Source organism: Achromobacter spanius (genome assembly GCF_039673305.1).
Classification (GTDB): Bacteria; Pseudomonadota; Gammaproteobacteria; order Burkholderiales; family Burkholderiaceae_B; genus Achromobacter; species Achromobacter spanius_F.
In genome coordinates this window covers 1-13,956 of the sequence record NZ_JBDJLJ010000048.1, presented here as the reverse complement: position 1 = coordinate 13,956, position 13,956 = coordinate 1, and the positions used below count along the sequence as shown (strand labels likewise).

Annotated in this window: 12 protein-coding genes; 10 read left to right on the top strand and 2 right to left on the bottom strand. The window is 69.8% G+C overall.

Translation table 11 applies throughout. The annotated features are described in order from the left end of the window. The first annotated feature begins 21 nt into the window (after positions 1 to 21). The 4 genes from ABE485_RS24805 to ABE485_RS24790 all read left to right on the top strand — a co-directional run bounded on the left by ABE485_RS24805 (position 22) and on the right by ABE485_RS24790 (position 3,783). Positions 22 to 768, top strand: a complete 747-nt coding sequence (locus ABE485_RS24805) for an SDR family oxidoreductase (RefSeq protein WP_346517899.1) — start codon at positions 22 to 24, stop codon at positions 766 to 768. An 88-nt stretch (positions 769 to 856) separates the two neighbouring features. Then, the gene (locus ABE485_RS24800) at positions 857 to 1,615 is read left to right on the top strand and encodes an SDR family NAD(P)-dependent oxidoreductase (protein WP_346517898.1); all 759 of its coding nucleotides are present in this window, start codon (positions 857 to 859) and stop codon (positions 1,613 to 1,615) included. 45 nt (positions 1,616 to 1,660) lie between these two features. Then, complete coding sequence (locus ABE485_RS24795) at positions 1,661 to 2,626, top strand: tripartite tricarboxylate transporter substrate binding protein (protein ID WP_346517897.1); 966 nt, start codon at positions 1,661 to 1,663, stop codon at positions 2,624 to 2,626. 185 nt (positions 2,627 to 2,811) lie between these two features. Beyond that, positions 2,812 to 3,783: a tripartite tricarboxylate transporter substrate binding protein gene (locus tag ABE485_RS24790; protein ID WP_346517896.1), complete on the top strand. Its 972-nt coding sequence runs from the start codon at positions 2,812 to 2,814 to the stop codon at positions 3,781 to 3,783. A 51-nt stretch (positions 3,784 to 3,834) separates the two neighbouring features. Here ABE485_RS24790 and ABE485_RS24785 read toward each other — a convergent pair whose 3' ends face one another. Both ABE485_RS24785 and ABE485_RS24780 read right to left on the bottom strand, forming a co-directional pair. After that, complete coding sequence (locus ABE485_RS24785; protein ID WP_346517895.1) at positions 3,835 to 4,584, bottom strand: GntR family transcriptional regulator; 750 nt, start codon at positions 4,582 to 4,584, stop codon at positions 3,835 to 3,837. Between the two features lie 78 nt (positions 4,585 to 4,662). Continuing rightward, the gene (locus ABE485_RS24780) at positions 4,663 to 7,224 is read right to left on the bottom strand and encodes a carbohydrate-binding family V/XII (protein WP_346517894.1); all 2,562 of its coding nucleotides are present in this window, start codon (positions 7,222 to 7,224) and stop codon (positions 4,663 to 4,665) included. A gap of 414 nt (positions 7,225 to 7,638) precedes the next feature. Here ABE485_RS24780 and ABE485_RS24775 point away from each other — a divergent pair, with 414 nt between their 5' ends. From ABE485_RS24775 to ABE485_RS24750, 6 genes are all read left to right on the top strand, one after another. Next, a complete protein-coding gene (locus ABE485_RS24775; RefSeq protein ID WP_346517893.1) occupies positions 7,639 to 9,921 on the top strand; it encodes a phage tail sheath subtilisin-like domain-containing protein in 2,283 nt (760 codons plus the stop codon). A 64-nt stretch (positions 9,922 to 9,985) separates the two neighbouring features. Next, positions 9,986 to 10,510: a phage tail protein gene (locus ABE485_RS24770; protein ID WP_346517892.1), complete on the top strand. Its 525-nt coding sequence runs from the start codon at positions 9,986 to 9,988 to the stop codon at positions 10,508 to 10,510. 12 nt (positions 10,511 to 10,522) lie between these two features. Continuing rightward, on the top strand, positions 10,523 to 11,257 hold the full coding sequence (locus tag ABE485_RS24765; protein WP_346517891.1) for a hypothetical protein: 735 nt from the start codon (positions 10,523 to 10,525) through the stop codon (positions 11,255 to 11,257). Further along, positions 11,254 to 12,021, top strand: a complete 768-nt coding sequence (locus ABE485_RS24760) for a hypothetical protein (protein ID WP_346517890.1) — start codon at positions 11,254 to 11,256, stop codon at positions 12,019 to 12,021. The genes ABE485_RS24765 and ABE485_RS24760 overlap by 4 nt, the downstream gene beginning before the upstream one ends. Then, the gene (locus ABE485_RS24755; RefSeq protein WP_346517889.1) at positions 12,018 to 13,310 is read left to right on the top strand and encodes a DUF4255 domain-containing protein; all 1,293 of its coding nucleotides are present in this window, start codon (positions 12,018 to 12,020) and stop codon (positions 13,308 to 13,310) included. Before ABE485_RS24760 ends, ABE485_RS24755 begins: the two co-directional genes overlap by 4 nt. Continuing rightward, on the top strand, positions 13,307 to 13,852 hold the full coding sequence (locus ABE485_RS24750) for a hypothetical protein (RefSeq protein ID WP_346517888.1): 546 nt from the start codon (positions 13,307 to 13,309) through the stop codon (positions 13,850 to 13,852). Before ABE485_RS24755 ends, ABE485_RS24750 begins: the two co-directional genes overlap by 4 nt. Positions 13,853 to 13,956: the final 104 nt, after the last annotated feature.

The window sequence follows — 13,956 nt, the reverse complement described above, 5'->3', positions numbered from 1 at the left end:
CCCAATGTGTGAGGACAAAGCATGACAAAAGTCGCATTGGTCACAGGCGCCGCCAGCGGCATCGGCTTCGCCGCCGGGGTCGAGCTGCTCAAGGCGGGGCACACCGTCTATTTCACCGACCGCAATCCCACGGATCTCGCGCGGATCGACGCCCCGCTGCGTGAACGCGCCCATGCCGTGATCCTGGACCTGAAGAACCCCGCCGACATGCGCCGGGAGACCGAAATCATCCTGGCCCGGCATGGCGGCATCGACATCCTGGTCAACAACGCCGGCATCACCATCAAGGGCGCCGATGGCAAGCCGCAGGGCATGCTGGACGCCACGGAAGAGCAGTTCTTCGAGATCATGCGCGTCAATTCGCTTGCGCTGATGCAGATGACGCAGCTGGTGCTGCCCGGCATGATGCAAAAGCGCTGGGGCCGGATCGTCAACGTCGCGTCGCTGGCGGGCCGCAGTAAATCCATCGTGTCCGGGCCCCTGTACATGATGAGCAAATCGTCGGTGCTGGGCCTGACGCGCGCCACGGCGGCGGAAATGGGACCGCACGGCATCACCTGCAACGCGGTGGCGCCCGGCCGCATCCTGTCCGCGATGACCGAGAACGCGGCGCCCGGCGTCAACGACGGCTATGCGGCGCAGATTCCCGTGCGCCGCATCGGCGACCCCATCGAGGTGGCCAGCGGGATCGCCTACCTGTGCAGCGAACACGCCGGCTTCACCAACGGCGCGGTCATCGACATCAACGGCGGCTTCTTCATGAGCTGATGCATCGGGGCGCCGCCGCGCGCCCCGATGCGCTCACCGCCGTTCCAACGCCCGCCGCCCGCGCGCCGGCGGGCCGAATCCAGGAGTCATGATGGGTCAAGACAGATTGAACGTTGCGCTGGTGACGGGCGCCGCCGGCGGCATCGGCGCCGCGACGGCCAGGGAGCTGCACGCCGCGGGTTTGCGGCTGGTGCTTTGGGACGTGGCCGGCTCCTTTCCGGCGGAATTGGCCGGCGACACGGACCGCGTGCTGACGCAGATCGTGGATGTCGCCGATGCCGCCCAGGTGGACCGCGCGCTGTCGGCCGTGCGCCAAAAATGGGGCGGCGTATCCATCCTCATCAATAACGCCGGCATATCCCCGAAGACGCCGGACGGCAAAGGCCGCGGCATCCTGGCCGTATCCCCGCAGGAATGGCAGAAGGTCCTGGACATCAACCTGACCTCGCTGCTGACGCTGATCCAGAAGACGGCGCCGGACATGATGGCCCAGGAATGGGGCAGGATCGTCAACCTGTCCTCGCAGGCCGCGCGCACACGTTCCACCGTGCCCGGCGTCGCCTATGTCTGCACCAAGACCGCGGTGCTGGGCCTGACCCGCTACGCGGCCGACGAGCTCGGTCCGCATGGCATCACCTGCAACGCGGTGACGCCGGGGCGCATTGCATCGCCCATGACCGCGACCGCCGGCGCGGAGGTCACCGAACGGCTCAACGGCAATACGCCGCTGCGGCGCATGGGAACCGCCCAGGAAGTTGCCCGCGCCATCGCGTTCTTCTGCGCGCCGTCGGGCGATTTCGTATCCGGCGCGGTGCTGGACGTCAACGGAGGCCTGTTCATGCAGTGACGCATTCGGGGCCTACCCCGCACGACTACAAAAAAGGAGACAAGCATGAAACTCAAAGCCATGGGCCCAGCCATTGCGGTGGCCATGCTTTCCTGCGCCGCCATGCAGGCGCAGGCCCAGGACACCTACCCCAGCCGTCCCATCGAGCTGAGCGTGCCGTACGGCGCGGGCGGCGCGACGGATGTCATGGCGCGCAAGTTCGCGACCTTTCTGGAAAAGGAGTTGGGTCAGACCATCGTGGTCCTGAACCGGCCGGGCGCCCAGGGCACGCTGCAGATGGGCCAGCTGGCCAAGGCCAGGCCGGACGGCTATTCGCTCGGGGTCGCCGGCTACAACGCGCTGACCTATACCGCGCAGCGCATGTCCAAGCCGCCGTTCACGGTCGACGACTTCACCTACTTCGGGGAGATCGGCACGTTCTCGTATGGCCTGGTGGTGCCCAGCCAGTCCGGCATCAAGAACATGGACGACTACATCGCCGCCAGCAAGCAGCCTCAGGGAATCACCTATGGCGTGACGGGCGCGCCCAACAACATCCCCTACGCGACGCTCAAGAAGACCACCGGCGGCAAGTTCGAGGAGGTCAACTACAAGTCCGGACTGGAGGCCGCCACCGCCGCGGCCGGCAATCACGTGGAATCGGCGCTGCAGAATCCGCAGGACATCCTGCCGCTGGTGCAGTCAGGCCAGGTGCGGCTGATCGCGTCCATGACCGGACAGCGCATCATGGGCCAGGAAAGCGTGCCCACCGCGCGCGAGCAAGGCTATGACGTGCAGGTCTACAGCAGCCTGGGACTGGCCGCCCCCAAGGGCATCCCGGAGGACGTGCGCAACAAGCTGCAGGCGGCGACGCTGAAGGTGCTGCAGAACCCCCAGTACGTGGAATTCATGAAGACCCAGCACATGTACGTGAACCTGGTCGATGGCCCCGCCTTCCACCAGAAGCTGCGCGATGGCTACGTGAGCATGGGCGCGTTCATCAAAGAAATGAACATCCCGATGCTGAACTGAACCGGCGCGCGCGAGGCGGGACGGCGCTGCGATCAACGCGCGCATCGCAGGGGCCATCCCCGCCCGGTGAACAGGACAACCCGAAGAGGTTGCCTGCGCCGACGCGCCCTGAACGACGGGCTCATGCCTGGATATCAACGGCGGCGTCTTCATGAACGGACGCCCCGACCAATGAGGAGACAACCATGACTACGAAACGCATCATCCTTGCGCTCACCGCCGCGGCATCCGCCGCATTGGCGCCGCTTGCCGCCCACGCGCAGCAGGCCGCCAACTATCCCGAGCGGGAGCTGAACATGTATGTGAACTACGGCGCGGGCGGCAACACCGACGTCGCGGCGCGGGGCCTGGCCAGGGGCATGGAATCCATCCTGAACAAGCCCGTCGTCGTCCAGAACCGCGCGGGCGCGCAGGGAACGCTGGGCGTGTCGCAGCTGGCCAAGCAGAAGGCGGACGGCTACACCTTCGGCATCGTGACCTACTCCACCATCTCCATCACCCCGCACCTGATGAAGGTGGACTACACGGCCGACAGCTTCGACTTCGTCGCGGGCGTGGGACGCTTCAAGTACGGCGTGGCCGTGCGCGCGGATTCGCCGTACAAGACGCTGGACGACCTGGTGAAAGCCAGCAGGCAAGGCAAGGGCGTGTTCTTCGGCGCGCCGTCGGCGCCCAACAATATCGCGATGTATGAGCTGGGCCGCAAGACGGGCGGCAAGTTCGAGCAGGTCAGCTACAAGTCGGGCGCCGAAACCGTATCGGCCCTGCTGGGCGGCCAGGTCGACGTCATCGTTCAGAACCCGTCCGACATCATTCCCCACGTCAATTCCGGCAAGATGCGCATGCTGGCCAGCGCCAGCCCCATGCGCTGGACCGAAATGCCCGACATCCCCACCATGAAGGAACAGGGCTACGACGTGGAAGTGGATTCGTGGCTGGGGCTCGCCTTTCCGAAGGGCGTGGACAAGGGCGTGCGCGACAGGCTCGAACAGGTCGCCATGCAGGCGCTCAAGTCGCCCGAAACGTCCAAGGTGTTTGTCCTGGGCGGCATGGAGCCCGTGGCGGTGAACGGCGCGGAGTATCGCAAAATGCTGATCGAAGGGCGCGAGTTCATGGGCCAGGCCATCAAGGCAGCCAACATCCCCACCAATCAATAGCGCGGGCGCGGCTGGCGGCGGCGCTGGCCGCGCGTCGCCTGCCGCTTGCCGCTATTCAACCTGCTGCAGTTGACGGCCCGCGCGCTGGCGCTCGCGGACCAGCTCCATCTTCTTGAAAGGCTGCACCGTCAGCGCTTCCGGGCTGAGCTTCTGGCGCAGCACCTCCATGATCTTCGTGCCCGAGCTGGAGAGGTCGCGGATCAGCGCGGTCTCGAGCAACAGGGCGTCGCCGGTCCGCAAGGCTTCAAGGATGTCTTCGTGCGGATGCGTGCCGCTGAAGACGGAGGGCGCGCCCTTTTCGTACAGGAAGCCGACACTGGGGCCCGTGATGGCCCACAGCGTCTGGATCATCGTCTTCAGGTAGGACTTTTCTTCCATGCGGCACAAGGCCATGTGGAACAGCGCATTCTGCTTGAGCTGGTTGCGCACGTCGCCGCGGGACTTGGCCTTGACGAAGGCCTGGTGCAGCTTTTCCAGTTGGGCGATCTGCTTCGGCGCCCAGTCGTCGACCGTCTGCAGCGCCGCCATGACCTCCAGCTTGGTGCGGATGGCGCGCACCTCTGTCAGGTGCTCGACGGACGGAATGGGTACCCGCACGCTGAACCCGCGCTGGCCGATCAGGATGTCCTTGGCCACCAGCTGCAGCAGGGCTTCGCGGATCGGAGTCTGGCTCATGCCCTGGAAGGCCTCGTCCTCCATCAGCTCGCGCAGCTTGAAGGTGTGGCCAGGCATGTATTCGCCGTACGTGAGCTTGGCGATCAGGACTTCGCGAACGGTATCCGTGTGATTGACTTTGGACATGGAAATTCCCAGCGGCAGGCCCCGATGCAGGCCTCGGCATTATTTTATAACTGGATGCCTGCCCGGGACGCCCTGCCGTCAGCGCCGGAAACCCCCGCCCCTGAATCCGCCAAAACCACCGCCGCCGAAGCTGCGGCCGCCCATGTCCCGGCCCTGCCAGCCGCCCTCCATGCTGCGGCCTTGCCAGCCGCCTTCCATGCTTCGGCCCTGCCAGCCGCCTTCCGTCCCGCCCATGCGATCGTTTGAATAGTCGCGCGCCTGGCGCTGGGAGTTCAGGTAGTTTCCGGTCGACTGCGTGTTCGGCTGGACCGGCTGCCAGCCCGACGACGTGTGCTGCTGCCAGCCATTGTCGTTGTGCTGGTAGACATTGCCGTTATGGTCGGCGTACACGTTGCCGTTGTTCCAGGCCACGCCGCTGTCCGTGTTGCGGTTGTAGCTGGCGCCGCGCCGGTCCACGCTGTCCGGCCCCTGCCCCGCCGTGCCCGTCGCTGTCGCGGACGACGCGGTGGTGCGGCCCGTGTTCGGATTGGTGCGCACATCCTGCCGCCCCGCGGCCCATTGGCCATCGTCGTTCTCGACCACGCCCGCGCGGCCCGCGCCAGACGCGCCCGTGACCGGATCGGTGTAGGCGCCGCGCCGTCCCGCGGCCGCGTTGCCCGTGTACTCGTTGTAGGCCGCGCCGCGCGTGCCTTCAAAGGCGGCGCCAGTCTGCGGGTTGTAGCCTTCGGCGTGGGTGCCCTGCCATTCGGTGCCCGTCCAGCCGTTCCAGCCGGCCGCATGCGTGACCGTGCCGGAGCCGCCCCAGGCGCCGTAGACGTCCACGTGGTTCACATCGACGCCACCCCAGTACGGCGCGCCCCAGTAGGGGCCCCAATACGGCGCCGCGCCGCCCCAGGCCTCGGCGGCGGCAAATCCGAAGGCAAAGCCCGCCGCGGAATCGAAGGCTGCGTTGTAGCCGTAGCTGGGCGGGTAGCCCACCCAGGTATCCTGCACGATCACCGGCGGATACGCATAGCCCGTGCCATAGACGACCGTGCCGTCGGGCGCGACCACCACGCCCATGTAGCCGGGCGTATAGCCGAACACCACGCTCTGCGGGGTCGAGCCGTAGACCTGCACGTAGGTCACGTAATGCAGGGGCGAATTGGCGGGAATCGCGTAGATGGCGGCCGGCACATGGTCGGTAACGCGCCACGGACCAGTGGGCGACTCCGACACGAACCACACGGCGTGCGACAGGGCGTAATAGCGCCCCTCGGCCTGGATCACCGGCACCTGGGAATTGGCTGCGTAACGCAGCGAGGTGCCCTCGATGGGCCGCATCATCGGTGCGCCCCCGGCATACACGACCTGCAGCGTCGCCCCCTTGCGCGACACGGTCGCGGTCTGCGGAATGGTGGACGCGATGACGGCCTCCCTGGCCTGGGGCGTGCCCGGCACCGACACCAGCACGCCGCCCTGCGGATCGCGCGGCGGAATCCTCGCGAAATCGCGCGGCAGGTCCCTGCCCGGCACATAGGCCCACGGGCCTTCGAGCCTGGCGGCGCGGAACCAACGGCCGGACACGAGGAGGTAGTAGCGGTTGTCGCCCGGGTTCATGAACACGGCGTGATCGGCGTTGGTCACCGACAGCAGCGAGGTGCCCGTCACCGGCCGCAGTTCGGCCTGCCCGATGGTGATGAGCAGTTCGGCCGGGACGGTGGACACTTCGATGTCCGGCGCCCGCTGCGGCGGCTTGCCGCCGTGGGGCATCAGGGGGTCCGGGGCGGCCTGGCGCCGCGCCGCCTCCGCGGCGGCAAGCAGCGCGGACGACGGCTGCGCTATGGTCTTCCAGGGGCCATTGATGCCGCCGGCCTCGTACCAATGCCCGGCCGCCTGCAGGTACAGGCGGCCGGCGCTGTCGCCCAGCATCAGTGCGCGGGTGTTGACCACGCGGCGCCAGCCCTGCGGCAGCGCGGCCCACGCGGGCGGTCCGTCCACCAGCACCAGCACGGCCGGCACGGTCCGGTAGATGATGCGCGGCGGCGCGTTGTCGACCGGCACCGTCTTCGTGGCGGGATTGTCCTGCGACAGCGCGTAGCTCAGTTGCAGCGAGTCCAGCGGCGTGACCACGCCCTTCGCGGGCAGGCGCGCTTCGAGCTGGCTGCGCAGCCGGTCGGCCTGCTGCGGCGCCGTGGGCACCTGCACGCGCTCGACCCGGATGTCCGACAGGTGCACCAGTCCGGCCGGCTTGTTGACCTCGGCCCGCGCGGAGAAGTCCGCCACGCCGTAGGTCGGATTGCCCTTGGCCGCGCCGACCGCCACCGCCATGCGGCCGGTGATGCGGTCTGCCGTCCAGGTGTCGATCTGCGGCTGGTAGAGCTCGACCTTTGTGCCGTCGGGCGCGGTGAAGCTGCGCGGCCATTGCAGGGCGCGCACCGCGCCATCGGCCTGCGCGGCGTCGGGCTGCACGGCAGAGCCCGCGACGGGCGGATTCTGAGCCTGGGCGTGGACCTGCGCGGCGCCGAACGCGAGGCCGCTCGCCGCCGCGGCGTGCACCATGGCGCGGGCCAGGCGCGAGGGTCGTCGAGACGCCACTGCATGCGTGGACAGGCGCGAAGACGAGTCATGCAAACGCAGCAATCGGGACAAGCCAATCATGTCACGCTCCTTGAGGACTCGGGCCGCCCGGGCAGCCGGCCGCGACGCTCCGCCGTCCGGATCATTCCGGGACGCCGCCGCTACGGGTTATACGCCAGCGGGGCCCGCTGTTCAATCCGCAGTATGTCCCAAGCTGACCACGCCCTGAATAAGCAACAGAACGTTAATGCCGTCGAAAAGCTATTGATCGCTTCCGGCAGAACTTCTATAACTCGTTCCTACCAGGGCTTGCTGCTTTTGCCCGATTGCCTTTCCGCTGCAATCCAACTAGAGCGGCGCAACGCCCGCCACACGACGCGCAGCCTCGCGCGAATCGCCAGCCCCTGCCCCATCCCGTGCGGCGCGCTGGCGGCGCAGTAAGACTCTCCTACGGCAAGAACACTTCATCCAAGAAGTCGTGTGAAGGAGCAGCTCATGGCCCTTACCCTGACCCATCCCGGGGTGTATATCCAGGAAATTCCCAGCGGCGTGCGCACCATCGCCGGCGTCTCGACCTCGGTCGCGGCGTTCCTGGGCGCGGCCCCTCGCGGCCCCGTCAACAAGGCGGTGCGGATCTTCAGCTTTTCCGACTACGAGCGCGCGTTCGGCGGACTGTCCGACGACGCCGAGCTTGGCTACGCGGTGCGCCAGTTCTTCATGAACGGCGGCACGGACGCGTGGGTCGTGCGGGTGGTCAAGGAAGCTTCTCCCGCGCAGCGCATGCTGCGCAGCGCGACGGCCGTGGACGTGCTGGCGGTGGCGGCGCTGGATCCGGGCCTGTCGGGCAACAGCATCCAGGTCCGCGTCGACTACGCCACCGCCGTGCCATCCAGCACCTTCAACATCCAGTTCATCCGCGGCAGCGACGGCCGGGCCGAAAGCTACGCCAACGTGTCCATGAACTCGCGCGACGCGCGCTACCTGCTGGACCTGGTGCGCGGCGTCTCGCAACTGGTCACGCTGGAGCGCCCGCTGTCGCAGGGCGCGCTGGACGCGCTGCCCGCGGGCACCAGCGTCAGCGGCGCGCTGGGCGACGTGCAGACGCTGCTGGCCGCCACCCACACCGATTTCCGCGTGGCGGTGAACGGGCTGGAACCCGTGGGCGTCAGCATCGCGCTGCCCGCGGACATCTCGGGCGGGACGGCGACGCAGCGCCTGACGTCGCTGTGCGCGGCGATCCAGGCCAAAGTGCGGGCGCAGGCCCAGGGCCGGCCGGCGCTGGCCAACTTCACGGCGGCACGCAGCGGCAGCACCATCGTGCTGACCTCGGGCGCGGGCGGCGAAAGCGCCAGCGTCCGCGTGCTGCCCGGCACGCGCAACAACGCGGCCGGCGTGCTGATGCTGGGGTCGCTGGCGGGCGGCACGGAAACGGATGGCGCGGCCATCATCAGGCCCGCGCCCACGCCCGATCCCGCCACGCTGACCAGCGACGCCTTCGGCGCGACCGACCTGGACGCGCTGCCCGACGCGACGCACAACAGCCTGCGCATCACGCTGGACGGCCTGGGTCCGGACCTGGTCAGCGTGGGCGATGCGGCAGCCGCGGGCGGCTCGCTGGCGGCCAAGCTGGAAGACGTGGCCGCGCGCCTGCAGGCGGCCGTGCGCGCGCTGCGGCCGGGCACGCCGGCGTTTCGCGACTTCACCGCCCGCGCGCAAGGCAGCACGCTGGTGCTGGCGAGCGGCTCGCGCGGACTGGGCTCGACGATCTCGGTGGCGGCGGCGCCGGCCAATGACCTGGCCGGCTCGCTGCACCTGCTTGCCGGCGCCGTGGTCTCGCCACCGCCCGTCGACGCCCTGCTCGAAGGCGGCACCGAAACGCCCTACGGCCCGGACGACGTGTACGCGGCGTTCATCGGCAACCGCGCGCTGCGCCAGGGCCTGTACGCGCTGGAAGACGCCGACATCTTCAACCTGCTGTGCCTGCCGGCCATCACCCACAGCGGCGTGCTGGCCGACGCCGTGTCCTACTGCGAGGAGCGGCGCGCCTTCATGATCGTCGACGCGCCGCCCACGGCGGCCGATCCCGCATCGATGGTGGCGGTGGCGACCGGCGCCGCGCTGCCCAAGTCCGACCATGCCGCGGTGTACTACCCCTGGACCTACGTGTCCGATCCGCTCAAGAACGGCAAGCCGCGCCTGGCCCCGCCTTGCGGCACGGTGGCGGGGCTGTATGCCCGCACCGACGGCAACCGCGGCGTCTGGAAGGCGCCGGCGGGCACCGACGCCAACCTGACCGGCGTCATCTCGCTGGCCGCCACGCTCACCGACGGCGAGAACGGCAGCCTGAATCCGCTGGGCGTCAACTGCCTGCGCACGTTCCCGGTCTACGGCGCGGTGAGCTGGGGCGCCAGGACGCTGCGGGGCGCGGACCAGCTCACGTCCGAGTACAAGTACGTGCCGGTGCGCCGTCTGGCCCTCTACCTGGAGGAATCGCTCTACCGCGGCACGCAGTGGGTGGTGTTCGAACCCAACGACGAGCCGCTCTGGGCGCAGATACGGCTGAACATCGGCGCGTTCATGAACACCCTGTTCCGCCAGGGCGCATTCCAGGGCAGCTCGCCGCGCGAGGCCTACCTCGTCAAGTGCGACCGCGAGACCACCACGCAGGACGACATCAACCGCGGCGTCGTCAACATCCTGGTGGGATTCGCGCCCCTCAAGCCCGCCGAGTTCGTCGTCATCAGCATCCAGCAACTGGCCGGCCAGATTCAGGCTTGAGCCCGGCGCCGTCCCGGGCCGCCCCGGCCCGGGACTCGCCGACCACGGTTACCAGGAGATCGCCATGGCGCAGTTCACCGTCAATCCGCAGCGCTTCGATCCGTACAAGAACTTCAAATTCCGCGTGAAATGGGACGGCCGCTACGTGGCTGGCGTGAGCAAGGTGTCCGCGCTCAAGCGCACCACCGAAGTGGTGGAGCACCGCGAAGGCGGCGACCCGTCCAGCGGCCGCAAGTCTCCCGGCCGCAACAAGTACGAAGCCGTCACGCTGGAGCGCGGCGTCACGCACGACCGCGAGTTCGAGCAGTGGGCCAACAAGGTGTGGAACTTCGGGTCGGGCCTGGGCAGCGAGGTGTCGCTGAAAGACTTCCGCAAGGACATCATCATCGAGGTCTACAACGAGGCGGGGCAGCTCGTGCTGGCCTACAAGGTGTTCCGCTGCTGGGTGTCGGAGTACCAGGCCGTGCCCGACCTGGACGCCAACGCCAACGCGGTCGCGATCCAGAACATCAAGCTTGAAAACGAAGGATGGGAACGCGACTACGAGGTCGCCGAGCCTTCCGAGCCCAGTTTCGTCGAGCCGGCCTGATGGAGCGCCTCGATGGACGCCCTGATCGAATCGCAGATTCTCGCGCTGTGGGAAGCGGGCCGTGACAGCCACCCGATAGACCGCGGCCTGCGCGCCCTCGCCATGGCGATGCCGGACACGGCCCCGCAGGCACTCGCGGCGCGGCCCGTGGGATGGCGCACGCTGGCGCTGCTGCGCCTGCGCCGCGCCACGTTCGGCCAGCGGTTCGCCGCCTGCGCCGACTGCCCCGCCTGCGGTTCGGCCATGGCGTTCGATGTCGACCTCGCGGCGCTGCTCGACGCCCTGCCCGCGCCGCCCGACGACGCCTCCTTGGCCCCCGCGTTCGAGGCCCACGGCGCAAACTGGCGCCTGCCCAGCAGCCGCGACCAGGCGCTGGCGGCCCACGCCGCCGACAGCGCGCAAGCCCTTGCCATCCTGCTGCGCGCCTGCCGCCAGGGCGTCGCGGACCACGCGGTCCTGCCGCAGGGCGCGGCGCTGGACGACATCGAGTCGCGCATGGAAGCGCTGGACCCCGCAGCGAACATCGAACTGTCGCTGCGCTGCGTCGACTGCGCGCACGCCTGGATGGTCGCGCTGGACGCCGACGCCTGCCTGTGGGATGACATCAGTGCGCGCGCCCGGGGCCTGCTGCTGGACGTACATCGCCTGGCCCGCGCCTACGGCTGGACCGAAACGCAGGTGCTGGCGCTGGGACCGGGCCGGCGCGCCGCCTACCTGGACCTGACGGACAGGGAGCCCGCGCCATGAGCGGATTCCTGCGCCAGCTTGCCGACCGCAGCCTGGGCCTGGCCCCGCGCCTGCGCAGCGCCGCGCCGTCGCCGCAGGCGCTCGCGCAGGGCGGGTTCGCGAACCACGACACGCCGCTGGAACTCAGCCCTGCCGATGCGACTTCGCGCGCCGGCGTGGGCGCCCCGGCGCCGGCGGCGGGCCTGGAAGCGCTGGACCGGTGGGCACGCGCGCAATCCAGCCTGGCGCCGCGAGGCCAGGCGATGGCCCGCAGCCAGGAACGCGATGCAGACGCGGCGGCTGCCTCCCCTGCCCCTGCGCAACGCGCGGCGCGACAACGCGAGGAGTCGCAGCTGCCTTCCACGCCGGCCCCGGCCCTGCGGGAAGGACTGCTACCGCGCACGGTCCCACCGCGCGCCGAGCCGCTTGCCTTCCAGGCGGACACGCCCGTTGCGCATGTCGGCGCGCAGGCCGCCTTGCGCGCGCTGCAGACGCAAGTCGTCGAGCCTGCGACGACGATGCCGGAGTCCGTGGCCACGCAAGCAGATCGCGGCGAGCGCGCGGCAAGGGCCACGCACGCGCCGCCCGACGCGCAGCCCCGCTCGTGGGACACGCCCGCCCGCCGGCCCCTGGCGGAGCGCAACGCCCTGCCCGACGTGCACATCACCATCGACCGCCTCGAGGTTGTGCCGCCCGCGCCGGTTCCGCGCGCCACGCCGCCCGCACGCTCGGCCGCGCTGTCGCTGCGCGCCTATCTCGCCGCCAGGCGGTCGGGGCTGCCATGAGCAACGCGCTGGCCATCGCGGCGGTCACGGCCGTCCTCAAGGATCTGCTCGACTCGGGCATGATCGACCATGCTGTGACGGATGCGCTGGGCGCCGGCGTGAAGGTGTCGGCGCTGGCGCCGGATGCCGTGTCGCTGGACAACCAGGAAGACCCGCAGCTCAACCTCTTCCTGCATCAGGTCACGCACAACGCGGCCTGGCGCAATGCGGACCTGCCATCGCGCGGCGCGGCGGGCGATCGCATCTCCAACCCGCCGCTCGCGCTGGACCTGCACTATCTGCTGACCGCCTACGGCCGCGCGGAGCTGCAGGCCGAGGTCCTGCTGGGCTATGCGCTGCAGCTGCTGCACGAATCGGCCGTCCTGCCGCGCGAAGCCGTGCGCCGCGCGCTGGACCCGGACGTGGTCGACGGGGCCATCCTGCCCACGGTCTACCAGAGCCTGCGCGGCGCGGACCTGGCCAGCCAGATCGAGCTGCTGAAAGTCACCCCGTCGGCGCTGGGCGCCGAAGAAATGTCGCGCCTGTGGTCCGCGCTGAAGGCCAACTATCGTCCGACGGCGGCCTTCCAGGTGTCGGTCGTGCTGATCGAATCGCGGCGCCCCGCGCGCGGCGCGCTGCCCGTGCTGACGCGCGGCGAAGCGATACCCGGCAGCCCGCGCGACCGCGGCGTGCTGGTGTTCCCCGGCCTGACGCCGCCGCTGCCCACCCTGCTGTCGGTGCAACCGGCCGGCAAACAGCCGGTGGCGGTGGCCGGCGGCGCCGTTACGCTGCAGGGCCACCACCTGGACGGCCTGGCGCGCCAGGTCGTGCTGCGGCACTCCGCGCTGCAGGCCGAGCGCAGCGTGCCGGTCGAAGCCGGCACGGACGCGTGGCTGCGCCTGACCATGCCGACGGACCTGCCCGTCGGCGTGTATCGGGTGCATGCCACCGTGCAGGCGGCCGATACGGGACGCAAGCGCGACAGCAACCAGCTGGCCCTGGTGCTGGCGCCCGAACCCGTGCTGCCGCCCGCGTCCGCCACGCGCGCCGCCGGCGCGGTGCGTCTCGAACTGGGCGTATCCCCGCCGCTGCTGGCGGGCCAATCCGCCAGCCTGCTGCTGGGCGACCGCGAACTGCCAGCCGAACCCTACACGGCGCCCGCCAGCCAGCTGGCGTTCATCTGGCGCGACGCGCCGGCGGCGGGCGCCGCATTCCTCGCGCGCCTGCGCGTGGACGGCATCGAAAGCCCGCTGGTCGACCGCGAAGCGGTCCCGGCCCGTTACCTGAACCGCCTGATCGAGCTGCCATGAACGCGCGCGCGCCCCTGCCCTGGACCGACGCGAACCAGCAGCTGCTGGCCGCGGAGTTCGCGCGGCTGCGCGCGCGCCTGGAAAAGCCCGGCGGCCGTCCGGCGCGCCAGGAGGCGCAGCAGCTCGCGCAGGCCCGCGCCGCGCTGGACGGAGACGGCGCCATCGACCAGTTGAGCGCGGCGTTCGGCCTGTCTGCATTCGAGCGCGACCTGCTGCTGCTGTGCGCGGGCGTCGACATGGACGCCGGCCTGGCGGAGCTGTGCGCCCTGGCGCACGGCCGCGGCGGCGGCCTGCGCCACGCCAGCTTCTCGCTGGCGCTGGGCGCGCTGGAAGGCCCTCACTGGAGCGCGCTGTCGCCGCAGCGTCCCCTGCGCCGGTGGCGGCTGCTGGACGTCGACGACACCGCCGACCTCAGCACCGCGCGGCTGCGCATCGACGAACGCGTGCTGCACTTCCTGGCCGGCCTGAACGAGCTGGACGCGCGCCTGCGGCCGCTCTTGCGGCCGGCGCAGACGCTGGCGCATGTTGCGCCCGCTCATTAGACGGACGTTCACCTTTTCGCGGACTGGAGCCCCGGTCAATACGGCGCGCCCCTGCCGGTATTCGTGCTGGAGGGCGATGATCCCGGCGCGCAGGAAGACGTGGC

Excerpts from the sequence above, each read along its gene's own strand:
- ABE485_RS24805 (WP_346517899.1), top strand. The coding sequence starts at position 22 with ATGACAAAAGTCGCATTGGTCACAGGCGCCGCCAGCGGCATCGGCTTC.
- ABE485_RS24800 (WP_346517898.1), top strand. The coding sequence starts at position 857 with ATGATGGGTCAAGACAGATTGAACGTTGCGCTGGTGACGGGCGCCGCC.
- ABE485_RS24795 (WP_346517897.1), top strand. The coding sequence starts at position 1,661 with ATGAAACTCAAAGCCATGGGCCCAGCCATTGCGGTGGCCATGCTTTCC.
- ABE485_RS24790 (WP_346517896.1), top strand. The coding sequence starts at position 2,812 with ATGACTACGAAACGCATCATCCTTGCGCTCACCGCCGCGGCATCCGCC.
- ABE485_RS24785 (WP_346517895.1), bottom strand. The coding sequence starts at position 4,584 with ATGTCCAAAGTCAATCACACGGATACCGTTCGCGAAGTCCTGATCGCC.
- ABE485_RS24780 (WP_346517894.1), bottom strand. The coding sequence starts at position 7,224 with ATGATTGGCTTGTCCCGATTGCTGCGTTTGCATGACTCGTCTTCGCGC.
- ABE485_RS24775 (WP_346517893.1), top strand. The coding sequence starts at position 7,639 with ATGGCCCTTACCCTGACCCATCCCGGGGTGTATATCCAGGAAATTCCC.
- ABE485_RS24770 (WP_346517892.1), top strand. The coding sequence starts at position 9,986 with ATGGCGCAGTTCACCGTCAATCCGCAGCGCTTCGATCCGTACAAGAAC.
- ABE485_RS24765 (WP_346517891.1), top strand. The coding sequence starts at position 10,523 with ATGGACGCCCTGATCGAATCGCAGATTCTCGCGCTGTGGGAAGCGGGC.
- ABE485_RS24760 (WP_346517890.1), top strand. The coding sequence starts at position 11,254 with ATGAGCGGATTCCTGCGCCAGCTTGCCGACCGCAGCCTGGGCCTGGCC.
- ABE485_RS24755 (WP_346517889.1), top strand. The coding sequence starts at position 12,018 with ATGAGCAACGCGCTGGCCATCGCGGCGGTCACGGCCGTCCTCAAGGAT.
- ABE485_RS24750 (WP_346517888.1), top strand. The coding sequence starts at position 13,307 with ATGAACGCGCGCGCGCCCCTGCCCTGGACCGACGCGAACCAGCAGCTG.